At 41.3% G+C, this 21,457-nt stretch carries 18 protein-coding genes; 2 read left to right on the plus strand and 16 right to left on the minus strand.

Annotated elements, in window-relative coordinates:
• Positions 1-170 precede the first annotated feature (170 nt).
• Positions 171-2,237 (plus strand): glycoside hydrolase family protein, encoded by a 2,067-nt coding sequence (locus AC1DNH_RS09705; RefSeq protein WP_477608845.1) that lies wholly within the window; start codon positions 171-173, stop codon positions 2,235-2,237.
• 627 nt (positions 2,238-2,864) lie between these two features.
• Here AC1DNH_RS09705 and AC1DNH_RS09710 read toward each other — a convergent pair.
• From AC1DNH_RS09710 to AC1DNH_RS09770, 13 genes are all read right to left on the minus strand, one after another.
• Entirely contained in the window at positions 2,865-3,632 is a 768-nt protein-coding gene (locus AC1DNH_RS09710) for a YoaK family protein (RefSeq protein ID WP_477608843.1), read from the minus strand.
• A 22-nt stretch (positions 3,633-3,654) separates the two neighbouring features.
• On the minus strand, positions 3,655-4,467 hold the full coding sequence (locus AC1DNH_RS09715; protein ID WP_477578544.1) for a DUF6544 family protein: 813 nt from the start codon (positions 4,465-4,467) through the stop codon (positions 3,655-3,657).
• A 4-nt stretch (positions 4,468-4,471) separates the two neighbouring features.
• Entirely contained in the window at positions 4,472-4,615 is a 144-nt protein-coding gene (locus tag AC1DNH_RS09720; RefSeq protein WP_477578545.1) for a hypothetical protein, read from the minus strand.
• A gap of 152 nt (positions 4,616-4,767) precedes the next feature.
• The gene (locus tag AC1DNH_RS09725; RefSeq protein WP_477625350.1) at positions 4,768-5,469 is read right to left on the minus strand and encodes a sulfite exporter TauE/SafE family protein; all 702 of its coding nucleotides are present in this window, start codon (positions 5,467-5,469) and stop codon (positions 4,768-4,770) included.
• Positions 5,466-5,894 carry a FixH family protein gene (locus tag AC1DNH_RS09730; RefSeq protein WP_477578548.1) on the minus strand — a complete coding sequence of 143 codons (429 nt, stop codon included), beginning with the start codon at positions 5,892-5,894 and terminating at the stop codon, positions 5,466-5,468. Before AC1DNH_RS09730 ends, AC1DNH_RS09725 begins: the two co-directional genes overlap by 4 nt.
• A 110-nt stretch (positions 5,895-6,004) precedes the next feature.
• Positions 6,005-7,387: a cytochrome c oxidase accessory protein CcoG gene (gene ccoG / locus AC1DNH_RS09735; RefSeq protein WP_477578550.1), complete on the minus strand. Its 1,383-nt coding sequence runs from the start codon at positions 7,385-7,387 to the stop codon at positions 6,005-6,007.
• On the minus strand, positions 7,371-8,339 hold the full coding sequence (locus tag AC1DNH_RS09740; protein ID WP_477578552.1) for a cbb3-type cytochrome c oxidase N-terminal domain-containing protein: 969 nt from the start codon (positions 8,337-8,339) through the stop codon (positions 7,371-7,373). Before AC1DNH_RS09740 ends, ccoG begins: the two co-directional genes overlap by 17 nt.
• Positions 8,326-8,508, minus strand: coding sequence for a hypothetical protein (locus AC1DNH_RS09745; RefSeq protein WP_477578554.1), 183 nt, complete (start codon positions 8,506-8,508; stop codon positions 8,326-8,328). The genes AC1DNH_RS09740 and AC1DNH_RS09745 overlap by 14 nt, the downstream gene beginning before the upstream one ends.
• 3 nt (positions 8,509-8,511) lie before the next feature.
• Positions 8,512-10,653 (minus strand): cytochrome-c oxidase, cbb3-type subunit I, encoded by a 2,142-nt coding sequence (gene ccoN / locus AC1DNH_RS09750; protein WP_477578556.1) that lies wholly within the window; start codon positions 10,651-10,653, stop codon positions 8,512-8,514.
• Positions 10,654-10,726: 73 nt separating this feature from the next.
• On the minus strand, positions 10,727-10,906 hold the full coding sequence (gene ccoS, locus AC1DNH_RS09755; protein ID WP_029278967.1) for a cbb3-type cytochrome oxidase assembly protein CcoS: 180 nt from the start codon (positions 10,904-10,906) through the stop codon (positions 10,727-10,729).
• Entirely contained in the window at positions 10,903-13,287 is a 2,385-nt protein-coding gene (locus tag AC1DNH_RS09760; protein ID WP_477578558.1) for a heavy metal translocating P-type ATPase, read from the minus strand. The genes ccoS and AC1DNH_RS09760 overlap by 4 nt, the downstream gene beginning before the upstream one ends.
• A 12-nt stretch (positions 13,288-13,299) precedes the next feature.
• The gene (hemN, locus tag AC1DNH_RS09765) at positions 13,300-14,646 is read right to left on the minus strand and encodes an oxygen-independent coproporphyrinogen III oxidase (RefSeq protein ID WP_477578560.1); all 1,347 of its coding nucleotides are present in this window, start codon (positions 14,644-14,646) and stop codon (positions 13,300-13,302) included.
• Positions 14,646-15,074 carry a lactate dehydrogenase gene (locus tag AC1DNH_RS09770; protein WP_477578562.1) on the minus strand — a complete coding sequence of 143 codons (429 nt, stop codon included), beginning with the start codon at positions 15,072-15,074 and terminating at the stop codon, positions 14,646-14,648. The genes hemN and AC1DNH_RS09770 overlap by 1 nt, the downstream gene beginning before the upstream one ends.
• 714 nt (positions 15,075-15,788) lie before the next feature.
• Here AC1DNH_RS09770 and AC1DNH_RS09775 point away from each other — a divergent pair.
• Positions 15,789-17,093 (plus strand): DUF3472 domain-containing protein, encoded by a 1,305-nt coding sequence (locus tag AC1DNH_RS09775; RefSeq protein WP_477609911.1) that lies wholly within the window; start codon positions 15,789-15,791, stop codon positions 17,091-17,093.
• 156 nt (positions 17,094-17,249) lie between these two features.
• On the opposite strand, the gene AC1DNH_RS09780 is transcribed toward AC1DNH_RS09775, so the two are convergent.
• From AC1DNH_RS09780 to AC1DNH_RS09790, 3 genes are read right to left on the minus strand one after another with little or no spacing between them, the layout of a single operon-like run.
• On the minus strand, positions 17,250-18,281 hold the full coding sequence (locus AC1DNH_RS09780; protein ID WP_477609909.1) for a response regulator: 1,032 nt from the start codon (positions 18,279-18,281) through the stop codon (positions 17,250-17,252).
• Positions 18,282-18,303: 22 nt separating this feature from the next.
• Positions 18,304-19,494 (minus strand): PAS domain-containing sensor histidine kinase, encoded by a 1,191-nt coding sequence (locus AC1DNH_RS09785; RefSeq protein WP_477582404.1) that lies wholly within the window; start codon positions 19,492-19,494, stop codon positions 18,304-18,306.
• Between the two features lie 57 nt (positions 19,495-19,551).
• Positions 19,552-21,333 carry a hypothetical protein gene (locus AC1DNH_RS09790; protein WP_477582406.1) on the minus strand — a complete coding sequence of 594 codons (1,782 nt, stop codon included), beginning with the start codon at positions 21,331-21,333 and terminating at the stop codon, positions 19,552-19,554.
• Positions 21,334-21,457 lie beyond the last annotated feature (124 nt).

Raw genomic sequence — 21,457 nt, forward strand, 5'->3', positions numbered from 1 at the left:
ATGGGAGATGCTAGAACGAATTAGATTAGCAAATAATTTTCACTTAGTTAATCAGTATCAATTAGGTTAATGTTTATCTTTCGAACCTGTTACCTGCTACGATAAGAGAAGAAAATTAATAAAGAAAATCAACAATTCTAAAAGAATTGGAAAATCTAAAATTATAAGATATGAAATTAATCACTAAAATATCGGTTTGCCTGGTATTGATGATGGGACTATCCGTGACGCTTTACGCACAATCAAAACAACAGGCTGTTAAATTGATATTGCGCTCAACACCGTGGACATTTACCGGAGGATCTGCGCTAAGTACGCTTTCGTCAAAAACAAGAAGCGCAATTTTCAAATCCCCGTCAGATAGCAGTAGCTTTACCATAAAATTACTGGTCAATCTTAAAGCAGGAAGTGCGAATAAGACACTTATTGATATCCCTGAAGTGTTAAAAGTGACAATATTTCATCACGACGCTAAGGATCGAAAACGTCAAAACTATCCTGCTTATTTATTGCCAGATGGCTCTGACCCAGCATTAGAAGCGTCTCTCCGGCTTCATTCTCCAACTGAGCCTAATGGTCCACGGGATATGTCTGTGGGTATTCCTTTAGGGATGTTGAAAAAACTAAATGGAGAACATGAGCTTGTACTTCATTTTTCCGGAGTTCGGTGGACTTTATACGTTGATAATGAGCTTCTTGATAATGATTTCCCCATAGGATATCCAAAATGGGGCGAACAAAGCACCTGGAGCATAGATCCTTCAGTTGTTTTAAAAGCGGAAATTTTTTTCCCAGGAATGCAGCCGCAAAGAGTGGCTTTGAAAAAACCCAGAACTGTGGCTGAAATTCAATACTGGACGCCTCAGGGACATAATGCCTGGGTGGGAGATGTTGCTACTTTATTTTATAAGGGACGTTACCATTTATTCTATTTATTTGACCGCCGTGGTCACGCCAGCAAATTTGGAAAAGGAGGCCATTATTTTGAGCACCTCTCCACCACCGATTTTAAAACCTGGGTTGAACACGATGCCGCCACGCCTATAGAGGAGCAATGGGAGGCGTTTGGAACTGGTACACCTTTTATCTTTGACAATAAACTTTGTATCAGTTACGGATTGCATACCACACGGATTTACCCTAAGGAACAAACCATGTTGCCTTTACAGTGGGATTATTACAATAAACATGGCATTACGGGTTCTTTCCGATACGACACCATTCCTGGCTATCCTGCTGGATCCACCTATTCCATTAGTGAAGATGGGATCAGTAAGTTCAAGAAATCAAAAATCTTATTTCATCCTTGCGAAAACCCTAGTGTTTATACAGATCCGGAGGGACGCTTGCGCATGTTGGCAAATTATGGAGCAAAAGGGACGTGGGAATCCAAGTCCATTAATGGTGGCTGGCAATCCGTAAATCCAAACTTCCCTCCTGGCGGCGATTGTACATTTTTCTTTCGCTGGCAAAGTTATGACTACGTTATTGGTGGTTTTACCGGTTTTTGGTCAAAACCAGCAGGTGCAACAGCGGACAGATTTGTAGATGGCGTTAAAGCAGGGCTTGACTTTTACAATGGAATGAATGTGCCAGCCGTAACAGAAATAAGCAACGGCCGGTTTTTGCTGGCTGGCTGGATTCCAATAGCAGCTTGGGGTGGAACACTAGCTATACATGAAATGGTCCAGGCTCCCGACGGCAGAATTGGAACAAAGTGGATGAACGAGATCATACCTGCAATCCAAAAAGAAAGGTTACTGTCAAAAGAAATTAAAAAAACTTCTACATTTCCTACAGGGTCTTCTTCGTTCCTATTGACTTTCGATGTAGAACCGGGCACTGAATTAAATGGAAAACTAGGCGCACTTTTTCTAGGCGCAGACAGTGAAGACCATGCTTCTGAAGTTCAAATCAGTCCAAAATATAAAAGGGCACAATATGGAAATGGACAGCTTCAGAATTTTTCTGGTACTGAGAAATCCTTACATGAGGGGGGATCACCAAACAGTGTGCGTAATTATGCGATTGAAAATTTGTCTGGTACAGATAAACCGTTTACAGTTAGAATGATTGTTAAATATGAAGACAAATTTGGCGGGTCATTAATTGATACTGAAATTGCTGGTCAGCGCACTATGATTTCTTTCCGTCCCGATTTAAAAGTTGAAAACTTACTATTAAGGTCGAAAAAAAACGTAATTAAAAATGTGAAAATTGCCTCACTTAAAAATTAGAGATCCTTCATTCAATAAGTGAGGAGTTACCTTTTGAAAGTAATTGTGTTTTTTTGTGATTATGCTCAGTGTTCAGAATATAGACGTTATCGTCTGAAATAACTTTTGAGTGTTGGAGATCAGCTAATTAATGACATGTATAAATTTGCATTTACCAGTTTCAAGATAAATACTATACACATGTCTTGGCAGGATTGAAGAAGTTGTAATTCGCCACCAGAGTTCACAATAGCACATTGGTTCGTAAAAACTTATGGTAGTTTCTTTTTCCGATATTGCCCTTCAACCTTATTTTTTAACGAATTTTCGAAATTTACTGTAGCCTCACAATATCAAAAAAGGGTCGAACATTGGCCGCATAACGCTAACAGCGCTAATAAAAATAAATAAGTGATTTCCCATCTAGCGCAAGTCTTAGTGCCTCGGCCCAAAACAATGGACAGACTTGCGATTTCGTTAAATTAACAGATTAATGTCAATAGAAAATTTTATTAGTTATATCGTGAAATGCACAAGTCATCCCACCCGTTGCCTTAAGCGCTACCTATCAAGCTGGCTGTTCACTATCCCTAAGAGATAGCATAGATGAATCCAGATCACCAGCTAAACACTTCGTAACCGCTATTTCTACACTTCATTTCCATCGCCCGGTGCTTCCTTGATCTTATCCCTTCTTCGGTAGCGAAAATTAGAATAGTATCTTTTGATATTCAGACGAAAAACATCATACAGCAGGGTAAAACAGAGCATTGATCCGGGGATCAAAAACGAGCGGAAACTAATACAGGTATACAAATATGCACCTGATAGCGCACCGAGCATAAAGAAGAGGATTATAGAAACCCGGAGTTTAATCCTAGACAGGAGCTCGACCTGAGCCTTGTAATTATCTTTTCTCAGCTGCGCGAGCTCTATCCCCAAATCTGTAAAGGTCCCGGTCAGATGGGTAGTCCTTACAACTGAACCAGAAATTACCGAAACCAAAGCATTCTGCAGCCCCATGGCAAAAAGCAGGGACCCGGCGAAAAAATTGTTAGAGAACTTCAGGGTTTTTACAAAGGCTGAGAACGCACAAAATATCAGTATGATAATTTCCAGCACGATAGGAATGGTAAAAGAGAACCTTGCGTTGTGGCCGATTTTGTTAACGATCAGGCTGCTCGTGAAAGCTCCGGCAAGAAAAAGCATCATCCAGATCGCAATGAGTCTGGCCATTCCCCAGTCCTGTCTGGCAATGCCTTCGGCAAAAAGCGCAGCATGTCCGGTAACATTTGTCGTCAGTGCCGAAAAACCGAGAAACCCAGCTGCGTTTACAAAACCCGCGGTCAGGCTCAGTAAAACTGCCAGTTTCAAATTGTGCGCATAGGTTCTTTTAACTCCGAAGTGTCTTAACATGGTTTGGATAATCGATATTTTTTCAAAATCGGAAGGACTTATTGTATTCTATCTGTTTTACCTCAAACCTTGCGTATGGATATTTTATCCCTTTTAGTTTCCAGCTTGCTTCTGCTAAGGTGGGAATAATAATGTTATTGATTTCGCGGTAATCAGAAAGATTAATAATCCAGGTCTCAAGCGTTTCTGCCATATATCTTTTGGTTGACAGGCTTTCAATTTCTCCCCTGTCGTTAAAGCAGACCAGATAATTTAATACCAATCCATTAATTTCCACTTTGAGCCTCGCATTTTTTGAATCAATAGCGAACCATTGCTTATTTTCATCCGGCAAAAGATTGGTCGGAAACCATACGCTTTCCGCTAGCCATCGCAGCAGCTCGCCCTGATTGAACTTATCACCCTTGCCATTAACAATCTTCAATGCATTAAACAGAAAAACCTCCAGTTTTCCCTTATCTCCTATATACATATCCCTTGCACTGAACAGGGCTGTATTACCTTTCCAGATAAAGCCAGCGGGAACTGTGGTAAAATACTGCTCACCACGGATCGGGATCCATGGCTTATCCAAAGCCATTTTAAACTGGCCGCCATGTTTTAAACGGATGGTACCGGGGTAACTTTGACCTTCTTTGAGCACCAGTCTGAAATATTTCTCAACCGGAGTTGGGAGAGCTAAAAGCTGATCAATTTTAAAAACCCTTGGCGCAGATTTATCCCGGATAGAGAACAATCTTTTAAGCTGGATTCTATAGCGCCAATTGGATAGCAGCACCAAAAGGGCATACAAGACTAAAACGGCAATTACCAGGTAAGCTGCGATGATGATCATTTCTTTATTTTCTTAGTGCCAATGCTTTATTATATTCATAATTCATCCTTCCGATGTGCAGAACCGATATTTCCTGAGGGCATTCTACCTCACAGGCCTCCATATTGGAGCAATGCCCAAAACCTTCGGCATCCATCTGTCCGACCATTTTTATTACCCAGTCTGCGGATTCCAGCTTTCCCTGCGGCAAAAGTACCAGATGGGATATTAGCCAAAGTAAACAGTATGGCACTTTAATCTTTACAGGTTGCCAATTTATCCATAGCGCTTAGCCTTTGGGATTTCTGCTATGGATATTTTTTATCGGCAGTCTATAACATGTCCATAGGCATTTATAGTTTTGGGGGATATAAAGGGAATACCCAAATCGGCCGACCGTAATATGAGCAATGCTCCCATAAAAAACATAAACCAGGGAATAAGTTTGTTGGTATTAAAGCGGATGTATTTCTTCAGGAAGATCCCGCCTAACGAAATCATGAGCATCAGTGGTGCGGTACCCAATCCAAAGAGGAACATAAAAGTACCACCAGATTTAATACTACCAGTATTTAAAGCAGTTGCAAGTGCCAGATAAACCATCCCGCAGGGGATGATGCCATTAAGCATTCCGGCAAACAATCCCCACAATGGCAAATTGAATACCTTTCCCATAAGCCTGCTCAGCGGATTGAGTACCCATGACTGGAACTTAGAAAACCTATTTCTATAAACAGCATTAAACTGTAGCGCTGTAAATAAAATCAGTATAGAACCGATTAAGATACTCAGCATTTTCTGATCGCTAAAGATGCGGATACTGCTCCCTAAGGCACCCACCAACAATCCTAACACAGTATATACGGCAATTCTGCCAAATTGGTACAACAAAAGCTGAAATCCACTTCGAAAGAAATCCTGTTTCGCGAATGGCATACCCAGCATAATCGGCCCGCACATTACGGCGCAATGAAGGCTTCCGAAAAGCCCCATCAAAAATGCCAATGGCAAAAAATCCATCATAGGGTGATGTTATTTTTAAACAGATAATCCTTTCCTGAGGAGTGCCACTGGAGGTTTAAAAACCACATTCCTTTGGGCATTTTAGTTTTATCAACCAGAATAAGATTCGCCGTTCCTGAGGTCTGTCCCTTTAACTTAACATCATCGTTGCTATTGGCAGGCCGCATTAAAACAAGATCGTATTTTGCACTATCTTTTACCTGAATGATAATCTGAGTTTTTGTAATGGTAATTTTGGGACTGGCATTATCGTCTATAACGTTCATTTTGGCATTGTATTCTGCATTATAATTGATTCCCTTTTCGTAATAATTTTCTTCTACCAGGGCATCTCTTCCGTGTACATGAAACATATAAACTACCATTCCCACAATAAACATCATGAATGTAAGCATGCCCAAAACTATTTTTGTTCCCCAGTTCATAGCTCTTTTTTAATTTTGAATGAGAGAATGATTGAATGAGTGAATGGCAACGATAACTCCACATTCATCATTCAAAATTCAATCCTTCACTCATTCACTCATTCTCTAATTCAATCCTCAATTCCTTCCGGTTGCGCGAAAAAACTTGTAGTTGCCGTACTTAAAACCTCGCCATTGGCAATAATTTCGAAAATGGCATCGGTTTTATATTTTTTAATGGAGTTGTTTTTCCTGATCAGAAAAAAAGTGAGGTGTACCGAGCCTTCTTTTGGCAAAACATCAGCCTTTTGGATGAAATTAATTTCGTCTCCCTTTTCCTTCGATCTGAAAGTAAACTTTACCGCTTTATTGGTTTTGTTGATCAGCTCTGCATTATAAAGATTGCTTGTTTTATCTGCTCCCCTGCTCTGATACAAGGTGCCGCTGGCTCTTAATACCGTAGTCTGGATATCTTCTCTTCTGTAAATCAATGAAGAAAAAACCATCAATACGGCAAATAGTACCGCAGCGTAACCGTAAGATTTTAAGCCAATTTTATAGGGTTTACGTTCCTTAATGAAATCCTGATTAAAAAAACCGATCAGATTTTTGGGCCTGTTTATTTTAAGCATCACCTCATTGCACGAATCGATACAGGCCGTACAGTTTACACATTCGAGCTGCGTACCTTCGCGAATATCGATACCCGTGGGGCAAACCTGCACGCAAAGTCCACAATCTATACAGTCGCCGGCTGTTAACTCATTAGCATTTTTTTGAAGATGCCCACGTGGCTCGCCCCTGGTAAAATCATAGGCTACTACCAAACTTTGATTGTCTAACAAAACGCCCTGTAACCTACCGTACGGACAGATTACCGTACACACCACTTCGCGTACATAGGTAAATACCCCATAGAAAATAAATGTAAACAGCCAGATGGAAATAAAGCCCGAAGCATGCCCAGCAATCGGTTCAGTTATAATTTTAAAGAGTACATCAGAACCGATCATATAAGCCAAGAAAGTATTCGCAATGGCAAAAGAAATCACCAGAAAAATAAAATGTTTACTGCCTTTTTTGAATATTTTCTCCGCGGTCCAACCTGCTTCGTCTAGTTTCTCTTGTTTGTTGGCATCTCCTTCGATCCAGTATTCAATCCTACGGAAAACCATTTCCATAAAAATTGTCTGTGGGCAAGCCCATCCGCACCACAACCTGCCCAACACTACCGTAAAGCACACAATGAACATGATAAAAATGAGCATGGCAAGGGCAAAGAGGTAAAAATCCTGCGGGGTAAAAATCAATCCAAAGAATACAAATTTTCTTTCTATAAAATTGAGCAGTACCAGTTGCTCACCATTAAGCTTTACAAATGGACAGGCAAACAAAAATAAAAGCAACACATAACTTACCCATTTCCGGTAGGTATACAACCTGCCCGATGGCTGTTTAGGATAGATAAAATTTCTGCCCCTGCCTTTATTTTCTTTTTTATTTTTTGGTAACATTGGCTTGGTTCACACTGTCGGTTGGTGTTTTCATCTCATTGTCTTTTAAATCTTTCGCTTCGTATTTTTCACCCTGTGGAGCTTTGGCTCCTGCAGGATTTGTCCCTTTTAGCGACAGAATAAAATTGGTAACTGCACTGATCTGTTTTGGATTTAAGTTTTTCTCCCAACTGATCATTCCTTTCTCGGGTACCCCATATTTTATGGTTTTGAATACATTATTAATGCTTCCACCATGTAACCAGTATTCGTCGGTTAAATTTGGCCCGATGATGCCCTGACCTTTATCGCCATGACAAACCACACAGTTTGTAGTGAAAACGGTTTTGCCTTCTTCCAGCACTGTTGGTGTATTATCAAACTTAACCGAACTTTCGTCAATGGTATTGGCCGATTTTTCGAGGTAGGCTGTTTTTTCTATCTTCGCCCTGGCCATTTCATTTTCGTATTCTTTATCCTGCAGGTCTCCATAGCCACCAATGTGGTAATAAAAAAGATATGCCGCAGCAAAAATCATTGTACCGTAGAAAAGGAAGTTAAACCAGGCCGGCACTGGGTTATTGAGCTCTTTAATGCCATCGTAAGCATGATCGATTACCAGATCCTTTTCTTCTTCAATTGGCCTTAAGCTTAAAAGTTTTGTCCAGATTGAAGGTTTAACAGGCTGTTGCTTTAACCAGCTATCGTAATCCAAAACCGGCTCTTTTACAGGTTTGGTATACGGTGTAGGATTTAACTGTTCCTGGTACATTACCTTGAATGCATTTAACAGGCTTACTGAAACAACAAGAAGCACAACTGCAAAAACCAGGAGGATTATAATCAGTATTTCCGACTGGTTTAGCCCCAAGCCTGCCTGAGCAGATGTTATGGGCGCTGCGGCTTTCTCATCAGCAGCAAAGGCTGTAATTGAGATGAACAGGAACAATAACAAAAGTTTAATCTTCTTCATATGCAATAGGTTGATTGTCTTGAATGGGAAGCTGACTCATCACTTCGATATGTTTTTTATTTAGTTTGAGCAGGTAAATACCCACGATTACAAAAAACACCATGAACATGAGCAGAGAGGTGATGAGGTATATTTCGCCACCGGCTAAATCTTTGATCTGGTTGAACATATTTTATTGATTTGAAGGAATGATTTCTTTATTGGCTTTTATATCGGTACCCAAACGTTGCAGATAAGCAATAATGGCTACTATTTCCCTGTCGCTTTTAACCTTAATGTTATTCTGTTTTAGGTCGAGTGTAATCTTTTCGGCCTGAACTTTTAAATCATCGTTAGCACGTTTATCATAACCATCGGGATAAGGAACGCCCAATGTTTGCATGGCCCTGATCTTGCTTGCTGTGGTTGTAATGTCCAGTTTCTGTTCGATGAGCCAGGCATAAGGCGGCATAATGCTTCCTGGCGACATTGAAGTAGGATCGACCAGGTGATTGTAATGCCAGGCATCAGAATATTTCCCGCCTATGCGATGAAGATCTGGTCCGGTACGTTTACTTCCCCATAAAAACGGGTGATCGTAAACAAACTCTCCGGCTTTACTATATTCACCATATCGCTCAGTTTCTGAACGGAAAGGTCTTACCGTTTGAGAATGGCAGTTTACGCAACCTTCTCTGATGTACAGATCTCTCCCCTGAAGTTCGAGCGCTGAATAAGGTTTTACGCTGGCTATAGTTGGAACATTGGATTGAATGGTAAAAGTGGGCATCATTTCTACCATGCCCCCGATAAGGATAATGATGAGCGAGAGCACCATAAATTTCATCGGCTTGCGTTCTAAAATCCTGTGCCAGGCTTTATCTGCGGGAGAGGTTTCGATGATCACTTTGCTCAATGGCATGGCTTCTGCCGGTTCATTGGCAAGTAATTTAGCCCCCAACATGGTTTTGGCCAGGTTATAAGTCATTGCAATTACCCCTATTAAATACAGTGCACCACCAATTGAACGCAAAACATGCATCGGGATAATCTGCAGTGTGGTAGCCAGGAAATTCGGGTACTTTAATAAACCTTCGGGCGTAAACTCTTTCCACATCAGCCCCTGCGTAAAACCTGCCCAATACATGGGAACAGCATAAAAAAGGATGCCCAAAGTACCTATCCAAAAGTGGAAACCGGCAAGCTTTTTCGAGTATAATTCTGTTTTGTAAATGCGGGGGATTAACCAGTAAAGTACACCGAAGGTTAAAAATCCGTTCCAACCTAAAGCACCAACGTGTACGTGTGCTACAATCCAGTCGGTAAAGTGGGCTACCCCATTAATCTGTTTTAATGATAATAACGGACCTTCGAAAGTGGCCATGCCATAAGCGGTAAGGGCAACCACCATAAATTTAAGGGTTACATCTTCTCTTACCTTATCCCAGGCACCGCGCAAGGTTAACAGGCCATTAATCATACCGCCCCAGCTTGGTGCAATTAGCATGATCGAAAAGGCAACACCTAATGATTGTGCCCAACCAGGCAATGAAGTATATAATAAATGGTGCGGGCCTGCCCAGATGTAAATAAAAATGAGCGACCAAAAATGCAGGATACTTAATTTATAAGAGTAAACGGGTCTTCCGGCCATCTTCGGCAAGAAATAATACATCATGCCGAGATAAGGTGTAGTTAGAAAAAATGCTACTGCGTTATGCCCGTACCACCATTGTACCAATGCATCCTGTACGCCGGCATACACGTAATAACTTTTCATGAAAGAAATGGGCAGCTCAAAAGAGTTTACGATGTGCAATACGGCTATGGTAACGAAAGTGGCAATGTAAAACCATATGGCAACATATAAATGACGCTCTCTTCTTTTAAAAATGGTACCGAACATGTTAACGCCAAAAACCACCCAGATGATGGTGATGGCGATATCAATCGGCCATTCGAGTTCAGCATACTCATGTGAGGTAGTAAAGCCAAGCGGCAGGGTGATTACTGCCGATAAAATGATCAGCTGCCAGCCCCAGAAGTGGATTTTGCTCAGCACATCGCTAAACATCCGTGCTTTTAACAAACGCTGAAGGGAATAATAAACGCCCATAAAAATGGCATTGCCCACAAAGGCAAAAATTACGGCATTGGTGTGCAGCGGCCTGATGCGGCCAAATGTAGTGTACTGACTGCCCATGTTCATTGCCGGTTTAAACAGTTGCATGGCTGCAAGCAAGCCAACGGTCATTCCTATAATTCCCCATACCAGGGTGGCAATACCAAAGTTCCGAACAATCTTGTTATCGTAAGTAAATTTCTCTAACTGCATAATAGAAGCTGAATTTTTGTATGTTTTGTGTTCCAAAGGTATTCTCTAGTGGACAGACAAAGGATGATGATGCTTAGCTAGAAAAGTGATCTTCTTCACTTTTTTCAGCAACAACTTCATCATCGAAAAGCATGCGGATACCCGGGGTATGTACATCATCGTTCTGACCGGTTTTATAGGCCCAGAAAAACGCAGCCAAAAAAATGAGTGCCATTAAAACACTGCAGCCAACCAAAAAGTAAAGGATGTTCATATCAGTTTATTTTTACGGGCAAACCACCTGGTTGCCAAAGTGGTAAAGGAGATAATGGTAACCGTACTAATTGGCATCAGTACTGCGGCCACCAAAGGATAGAGTGTGCCCTGCACAGCAAAGTAAATACCAATACAGTTATACGCGATGGCTATGGCGAAGCTTGTTTTAATGATCTTCAGTCCATCTTTACTTAACTGGATAAAATCTGGCAGATAATTTAAGGCGCTGCCTTTGAGAATGGCATCACAGCCGGGGCTGAAACTGTTAATATTGTCGGTTATTGCAACCCCAAAGTTGCTCTGTTTCAGGGCTCCGGCATCATTTAAGCCATCACCCAACATCATTACTTTATCTCCTTGCTGTTGAAGCAGCAGAACAGCATCCAGTTTTTGGTGCGGGCTCTGGCGAAACCTGATGGTTGTATTTTTCGTGAAAATGGTATCCAGCATCCAGCGGTCTTTATCGGTATCACCGGATAAAACCTGCAAATTGAATCGAAAAAGTTTTAGAATCATTTGTTCCAGCCCTGACCGCCACTGTTGCCTGATATCAAAACATCCTTTATATACATGATCGATCACAATATGCACCCCGCTCTCCCCGGCAGATGGTACCTGGACCGGCAGCATAGAAAGATGCCCCGCATAAATACTTTGGCCGTTAATTTTGGCCGTCAAACCTTTTCCTACCACCTCTTTATAATCGCTGAGCGAATAAAACCGGTCAACATTTAAAGCCTTAATGATATGCCTGCTCAAGGGATGTATAGAATTGCGCAACAATGAGGCAACAATAATCTTTTCTTCATCGGTTATCATTCCGCTAAAGACGATCTCTGCATTTTCATTACTGGTCAACGTACCTGTTTTATCAAAAATCAGGGTATCGCATTTGGCAAGTTCCTCAACGGCATCGGTGTTTTTCACATAAAAACCCTTCTTATCAAAAACCGATAAAATTGCGGATAAGGTAAATGGTGTGCTCAAAGCCAGCACGCATGGACAGGCCACAATAATTACGGCAGTAAATGCCGACCAGGCCTTGTGGCTATCGTTTTGAAGTAACCAATACCCGGTAGCGGCAAATGCAATCAGAAAAACACCCAGGCTGAAGTACCTGGCTACGCTATCGTTAAAATTCTGTTTTTCGGAATTGTTTTTATAATTATCGTTGTTCCATAAACCGGTTAAATAACTCTGCGAAACAGGTTTAATTACTTCAAGCTCTATGGCCTCGCTGGTTTGTCTACCCCCGGCATAAATAATTTCGCCCAAAACCTTATGTACAGGATCAGACTCACCTGTAACAAAACTCATATCCATCCAGGCCTCACCTTTCATCAGAATGGCATCAGCCGGAACCAGCTCGCCACTTCTGATCCATAACCGGTCGCCGATCTTGATTTCGTTTATGGATACTGGTTTTTCTTTACCATTTTGCAGGGTAGTTACCGCAATCGGGAAGTAGGAACGGTAATCGCGATCAAATGAAATGTGATGGTAGGTACGCTGTTTAAGCCATTTGCCCATTAAAAGCAAAAACACCAAACCGGTTAAGGTATCGGCAAAACCCGGGCCTGTACCAAAAACAACTTCAAAAGCAGTGCGCAAGAAAAGCACCGCAATAATTAGTGCTAAAGGGGTATCGAGGTTAATATGTCTGTGTTTAAGGCTTGTTATAGCTGAGGTAAAATAATCGCGACCACAATAAAAAGCAGCAGGGATAGAGAACGTAAGGTTTAGCCAGCTAAAAAGGGATTGAAATTGTTTCTCGAAACCTGATAAACCAAAATATTCCGGAAAGCTAAAGAGCATAACATTGCCCATTAAAAATCCGGCAACGGCTATTTTTAACACCAAAGTTTTATCTACCGAACTGCTGTGTGCCTGTACAACATCCTGCAGACTGATCAAAGGCTCGTAACCAATCTGGTTTAAAGTTGCTACCAGTTGCCTTAGCGAAATTTCGTCGTGATTGAAACTTATAGTCATCTGTTTTTTAAGAAAATCGATCCTTGAGCTGAATATAGCAGGGTTGATTTTATAGAGGTGTTCCAGCAACCAGATGCACGAACTGCAGTGTATTGCAGGGATATAAAAGGTGATAATGCTCGAACTTTCGTGTTTATAATCGAGCAGCTGATCAATAATTTTTGGCTCATCAAGATATTCTAAATGGCTTTCATTTTTAAATTGCCTGCCCGGATTGTTATTGTACACATAATAATTACATAAATTATTCTCTGAAAGGATCTTGAAAACGGCCATACAGCCCGCGCAGCAAAAATCTTTATCTTCTGCCTGATATTTTACCCTGGGCAGATCTTCGCCACAATGATAACAAAGGGCCTGTGTTGCGGTTTTATTTTGATCTTCCATTTTAGACTGTTCTTAAATTGATGAACTGAACAATTGGGTTTTGGGCTGTTTGAGCCATAGTTTCTCGTCGAAAGCCATACACACATTCCGTAAAAAAGATCGCCCTTTGGTGGTAATTCTGATTTCTTTTTCGGTTACCCATACCAACTTATCGCGTAATAAAGGCAACAGCCTGCCATACACTTGTTCTGGAATGCCTTCGTTGTACACTGTATTTTCCTTGCACATGAGGTTAAGGATATGTCTTCTTACCTCAAGATCTTCACCTGTAAGGAAATGGCCTTTTTCTACAGGTAGCGTACCTTGTTCAATTTTATTGAGATAATCTTCTACCGTTTTCGGGTTTTGTGCAAAAGCTGTCCAGCTATCGCTGATGGAAGACACGCCCAATCCGATAAGTAAACGGGTATGCTGATTGGTATAGCCCATAAAATTGCGGTGCAGCTTCTGTTCAGTCATCGCCTGGAACAATGAATCGCTGTTCAGTGCAAAATGGTCCATCCCTATATCTTTATATCCTGCGGCATCAAGCAATTGTCTGCCCAATTGGTAGAGCGCAAATTTTTCGTCGCCCAGGGGAAGATCCTTTTCGGTATAATGTCTTTGGCCGGGTTTTAACCAGGGCACATGGGCGTAACTGTAAAAAGCGATGCGGTCTGGCTTCATATCGATTACCGCTCCTATAGTATCCGCTAAGCCCGGAATTGTTTGACCCGGAAGACCGTAGATCAAATCAAAATTAACAGAGGTATAACCGATTTCCCTTGCTTCTGCGATAACTACAGCTACCTGTCGGGGCGTTTGAAAGCGGTTGATCAGGAACTGTACTTTAGGATCGAAATCCTGGATTCCCAGGCTTAATCTTTTAAAACCAAGACTGTACAGCATAGTTAAGTGTTCACTGGTGGTATTGGCTGGGTGTGCCTCAAAAGAAAATTCTGCATCAGCAGCCAAAGTTGAATTTTGCAGAATACCATTGATCAATAATCCCAGGTTTTCTGCACTAAAAAAAGTAGGGGTTCCGCCACCCAGGTGCAGTTCTTTTAGTTTAGGTTTCTCCCTCAAAACTTCCACATACATTTTCCATTCTGCCAGTACAGCATTTATATACGGTACCTCTACATCATGGTTTTTTGTTATCCGGGTATTACAACCGCAATAGGTGCATAGGCTCTCGCAAAATGGAAGGTGGATATATAGACTGATCCCTTCATCTTTATGGCTTTCATAGGTGTTGGCTACATTGGCTAACCAACCATTTGCAGTGAAATTTTCAATATCCCAGTAAGGAACGGTTGGGTAACTGGTGTACCTTGGTGTGGCAACATTGTATTTTTTAAGTAGTGTAGAAGTTTCCATTATTTAAGCACTTTTAGGGTAGAACATTCGTTTTGACAGCAGCACGCGCTACCTACACATTTACCCACAGCCCATTGATCGAGGTTTTTGATCACCTGCTCCATCCGTTGTTTAGCGTTGGCATCACCAGATGCCAAAGGAACATTTGCCACTTTGATCCCAGCAGAACCGGCAGCTTTTAAATCAAGATGGTCTGTTTCGGAAGATGAGGTTGCAATGTATTTTATGCCCAGGGCTTTTAGCCCCAGAATCATCGCCCCACTTAGCTCATCGTTGTTAAAAACCAAGAGGGCCTCCTTTCCGGTTGCAAATGAAAGCGTATCAATAGTTAAACTGTTCGCAATTATGGTAATGTCGTGTTTTTTATAATTGGCCAGTACCAACCATTCCTTTTCATCGGGTTTGATGTTGTAAGCTATAGCTTTCATATACAGAGTTTATATATACAAAACTATGGCCCTGAGCAGGTGCAGCAGGTGAGAATGATTAGAGAAAAAAATGATTTTAGTTACATTTCTTAGTTTGGCGTTTAGCGGCAATTAAGCGATTTAAACAACGAACAAATAAATCACCTCATGAGATTGCTTTACCGAAATCGCTACAGGCTGGCGCCCACTTGCGGTCCCACAATGAAGAATACGACTATGAACCATTGACTAATTACCAGCGAACCAATGATCAATAAATTAATTACAATTCTTCGCACAACCGTTTGCGTTTATTCAAAAAAAGCTCAAAAACAAAGCTATAAAACACTAAAATCAAATAGTTTAAAACAGCATTTAACAAAAATGATTGGTTAAACCTATATTAAGACTACTTACAACTACAAACTTTACAAAAGCTGTATTACCTATAAAATGATGCCTTTTTCCCTTGCAAAATATACCTGTATTGAGCAAACGTTTGCGCTGAGAATCTTAATTTTTTATCAATTGTTAGTCGTTAACTTCAATCATGGTTAGTGCAAAATATCCCTTGTTTTTTACTGCACTAATGTGTTTGGGTTGGCTTAGCGGCCGTGTGTGACAATTATAAATACCGACAGTTGAAAATGAGGCTGGGTTAAGCAAAAAACCATCTGCATTGCAGATTGGCAAAATGGATGCAACTTAATTATAAACAACCATATACTAACCAAAATGAAAAAAACAAGTTCACTTGCCACAGGCCTGCTCTTATTGCTAAGCTTGTATTCGTGTAAAAAAACAGAAACCCCAGCGGAAACAGAGACACCAAAAATTAAAAACGCCATTGCAGTTACCGAAAGTTTGGGCGGTTCGTCCCTAAACGTCGGTTTAGGTGGTAATGCCTATACCTCTGGCACAGGTGGCTTAATTAATGATACTGGTTTACATAACTGGACATCAGCCAGCACGATTACCAGCGTATGGTTCCGTTTAGGGCTTACCGGAAGTTTAACTGTAGCGGTAAAAGGCACCGTACCTTCAGGAAGCAGCAACATCAAGGTAACTATTAATGGTACCGTATTTAATAAAACCATTACCGGTACCACTGCTACCACAACTACCATTGGTACCGTAAATATTACAGCTGCGGGCTATGTACGGGTAGATATACAGGGCGTGAGTAAAACAGGTAGTTACTATGGCGACATTTCCGACCTGGTGATTAGCGGACCTGCAGTGGCTTCCAATGTGCAATATGCCAATACCGTATCCAGTTATTATTGGTCGAGAAGAGGCCCATCGTGCCATTTAAATTACACCGTACCATCGGGCACAGAATGGTTTTACAGTGAGCTGAATGTGCCCAGCGGACAAGACAGAATCGGTTCGTATTTCATGGCCGATGGTTTTAGCGGGGGGTACTTTGGCATGCAAGTTAACTCAGCTACAGAAAGAAGGGTTTTATTTTCGGTATGGGATCCATCAACCGGCAGCACTACTTTGGTAAGGAAGGGAACTGATATAACCTCTAATGGGTTCGGTGGCGAAGGCACAGGCGGACAATCTTATCTCTTATTTAACTGGGTAGCGGGTACTACCTATAAATTCTTATTGCAGGGCAAACCCGATGGTGCGGGCGGATCGGATTATACGGCCTGGTTTTATGCACCCGAAAATGGTACCTGGAAGATCATAGCACAATGGAAACGTCCAAATACAACGGCGTATTTAACAGGAATGTATTCGTTTATCGAGAACTTTAACCCAGACCAGGGCTACCTGCAAAGAAGTTGTAACTACGGCAATCAATGGTATAAAACCAGTAGTGGCAATTGGACAGAGGTTACCAATGCCAGTTTTAGCTACGATGCCACTGCATCAGCTGAGCAACGTATGGATTACCAGGGTGGCGTTACCGGTAATAGCTTTTATCTGAAAAACGGAGGTTTCTTTGCTACTTATACGACTTACGGGACGGTTTTTAACAGAACCGCTACCGGCACAGCCCCAACTGTTGATTTAACCACTTTACCATAAAAACAACCCTATCCCGGGAAATATAAAGTATTACCCGGGATAGGATTAGTTTGAAGTTGGCTGTGCGGAATCGATTAAAGTACATTGCTGATCGAAATAACTTGCTGCGACGCCTTTAAGTCCAGCCCCACAATAGCCAGTTAACTAATGATCGCGCTACTGTTTAATGTTTCTGAGTTTTTCGATCGAGCGGATATTTATGGCATTGCCTGTTTTATCGATCAGTTTTTCATCTTTAAAATCAGCAAGCATTCGGCTTACGGTTTCGCTGGCCGTACCTACCAATGCAGCCAGGTCATCACGAGAAATCCGGATGGTACAGCTATCTTCAACACCGTCTCCAAATTTAGCAGCCACTTGTAGCAACGCTTCTGCTACACGTTTCCGTACCGATGAATAGGCCAGTTGAAGCATTTGCTTTCCCTTATCGCGCACATTTCCAGACAATAAAGCAATAAAAGTTTTGGATACGGCCTGATGGTTGAGCAGGTACTCCATAAAATCGGCTTTGGGAATATGGATAATTTCTGATTCAATTAAGGTTGCTGCATTGTCTGTGTATACTTCGCCATTACACAAACTTTCATATCCAAAAAAATCGCCATCATGATACAAGCTCGACGAAAGCTCCCTGCCATCCTTAAAACGTTTGTAGGTTTTTACCTGGCCCTTAACTACATAATAAAGATGGGTCGGTTCATCCCCTTCCACATAAATAATCTGTTTGTTGGTAATTGGCCTTGATTTACCCTTTTTACGGAGCTCGTCCATCACCGCTTCGCTATTGCCCGACGCTGCATTAAAGCCAGCTGATTGTTGTTTCTTTTTAAACCTGCTTTCTATAGCCTTAAAAAGTTCTATATCATCAAACGGTTTGGTGAGGTAATCATCTGCACCCATTTCCATGCCTTTGCGCATGTCTGCCCGCTCGGTTTTTGCCGTAATGAAAATAAAAGGAATATTTGCTGTTTTCTGGTTTTTGTTCAGCAGGTACAAAACCCCATAACCATCCAGTTCTGGCATCATGATATCACAGAGGATCACATCAGGCAAATGATTCAAAGCCATTTCTACACCTAATTTACCATGTTTCGCGGTAAAAGTTTCATAACCTGCCAGATCCAGCACCTCAGCTGTACTTTCCCTTATGTCGTCATTATCTTCAATAATCAAAACTTTCTTGTTCATAGGAATGGTTATTAAAAGTAAATTATTTATTGAAGGTAAAGCTGAGCGTAAAAACCGTACCTGAATTTTGTTCGCTCTGGCAGGCTACGGTGCCATTCATCAAACCTACATATCTTTTTACAATGTTCAGGCCTAAACCTGTGCCGGGGATGTCGCCCGTATTGTGTGCCCTGAAAAATGGTTCGAACAGATTTTGCTGATCTACTTTTGGAATGCCGATTCCATTGTCTTTCACCTCCAAAATGAGTTCATCATCTTTTAAAATAGAATTGAACTGGATCAAAGTATCTGCGCCAGAGTATTTTATCGAATTGGAGATCAGATTAATGACGCAGTTTTTCAACAGGTTCGGATCGAGGTAAACTTCGGCGGTCGTACCTGTGTGTTCGTAAATAATATGCTGGTTCTCTTTGGTCATCATCTGCATTTCTTCAGCTATTTCTTCAGCAAAGCTGATGATATTGAAAGATTGTGCCGATGCTTCCACTTTTCCGGCCTCGAGTTTTTCGAGCGAGAGGAAATCGTTTAAAATTGTAGTAAGGTTATTGATCGAATTTTTGATTTTCAGCGTATGTTTTTCTACACTGGCAACATCATGCCTGGAGGTATATTTATCGATTAAAGAAGCCGATAATTGTATCGAACTGAGTGGTGTTCTAAACTCATGCGAGGCCATAGAAACAAACCTTGTTTTGAGCTGATTGAGTTCCTTCTCTTTCTGAAAAAGCGCCTGCATATTTTCTTTGGCCATTTCGAGTTCGGATACCAGCTTTACCAGATCGTGTGTGCGTTCCTTGATCTTGACCTCTAATTTTTCGGTGTAACTTCTGATCTGCTCTTCATTGGCCTTTTCTTTACTCAGATCGTGGATAAAACCGGTATAAATTTTACGGTCGCTAAATTTTATTTCGCTTACCCCCAGCCTGAAAGGAAAAACCGAGCCATCCTTACGTTTACCAGAAACTTCTCTCCCAGTTCCGATAATGTGTTTCTGCCCGGTATGTTCATATCTGGATAAGTAACCATCATGGCGCGAATGATCTGGTTCTGGCATTAACACCGATACGTTTTTCCCAACCAGTTCTGCTCTGCCATAACCAAAAAGCTCAAGTGCAGCCGGGTTTAAATGTTCTATAAGCCCCTTATCATCAATGGTAATAATCCCATCAATGGCATTTTCAATAATGGCATCTAAAAATCTCGATCTATCCATGTAATACATCAGTATATCCTTGTAAATATAGAAAAGTTATTTGCGATCTTTTTTCTCTTATTCAATAATCAATCCGTCCAGTTTGCCTTTCGACTTCGCCAGCTGTTCATATAATCCCTTTAATTCTCCAGATGCCTGATCTGCAACCTCGGCAAAAAGCTTTTTATAATAATTAATCCCTTCGGCCAGCTGGAGTTTGAATCCGTTTAACTGTTTTATTTTTTTATCGCTGAAATGCTGAAGCTGCTGTTTGATATCTTCCTGAAGATAATCGATATAAAGATTGAGTTCTTTGATGAATATATGTGGCCGTTCTACCTGCCTCAACAGGTTAATTTTCCCGTAAATATGACCAACCATTTCATCAAGTGAATACACATCAGAAAAATAGGCCAGGTTTGGCCCTGGGCAAATGGCTACTGCGGTGCTTTCTTTGGGTTTAGCCATGTTATATTTGAGATAGGTAGCGGCGCATAAGCCCTCACAAAGGCAAACTTTTTCGGTTACCAGATTAAACTGTTTTTGGTATTCATCAGCTGATAGGCCAGCAGTTTTAAGACTTTTGATTTTTAAGTGCTGATATTCGCGGGATGCCGTACAGATGGCTTGCTCAGTAAATTCGGTATTGTTGCAAAGATATTTCTTGGTACATGGACTTCCCGGCCTGCCCTTTTCAATCCGCTCGGTACGCTGAAGTTCTATTGTACTGTTTTTAAAATTATTAAACTGAATACCCAGCGGAGAGGCTCCACTTAGATAAAAATCGCTTTCTGTTGAGCTGGCCAATTGCGCCAATGTTTCGGCATCTACATTCGTTACTTCGGGGACTAATAAAAAAGGACTTCCCCATCCTGTTGCATCGAGATTGTAATGTTGAAGGAGGAAATCGTGTTCTGCAGCCGTACCAATCCCACCCTGGACACTGATCCGCTGCTTGAGCTGTTTTTCTGTTGGGATTCCCTTTTGCGCCAAAGCAGATTGGTACATGTTAAAAAGCTCAGCAAGCATATCGTTTTTTTTGAGCTTAAATTCTTCCAAAATCGGCCCAAGTAAGTATCCTTCTGTTGCAAATGCATGGCCTCCACAATTTAAGCCCGACTCTATCCTGAATTCTGAAACCCATAAACCCTTTTTTGCCAAAAATTTAGCCTGGATCAGGGCCGATCTGAAGTCGCTAACCTTTAAGATGATTTTCTTTTTCAGCTTGCCATTTTCATCAGGGAAAAAGTCTTCAAAATTTTCCATATAGCTGTATAATTTCGGGTTCATGCCAGCAGAGAGTACAACAGAGGCGTTCAGCTTACTTTCCGCAAAACCACGGAGTGCAGCTAATGCATCCGTATTGGTATCACCAGAATATTCGCCATTTACATAATTCATTTTATCTACCTTGGCCATGATATTCACATCAATAGCCCCTACCCGCATTGAATTTTTTAAAAGCGCCTGGAAGGTCTGCTTGGTTTCACCTTCAGGATATTGCAACATCAGATCATAACCATGTTTTAATTTAGCAGTAACGGGCAGTAGCTCAAAATAACGGCAAATATCATTACCAGTGGCAAAATCCTGCTTTTTTAAGTTTTTAAAATCGTCGGTTATCGTGTCCGACAAAAAGTTGAGGTAGGCCGTAATGCGTTTACTCCGGCAATCGGTTTCACCTTTAGGAATCGCTTCGAAATGAATCTGGCGGTTTTTTGAATGATAAGCACGCATGCGCTCAATCAGTTCGTCATCAACAACAGATAGCACGGACGAAATACCGTACCTGGCAACTTTTAGTGGCGTATCAATAGAATAGCCTAGGCCTAATACAGGGATATGGAATGAATGTGGCATGGTGTTTTGTAATAAGGTTTGGCCTTTTATAACAAAAAGCCGATGATTTCGACAGCAAAACTATTATAGTTGAACTGATCTGGAGGTGATGCCTGTCAAAACGAAAAGTGAGTGAGGTCACTTT

The organism is Pedobacter sp. 01N310 (genome assembly GCF_056399805.1).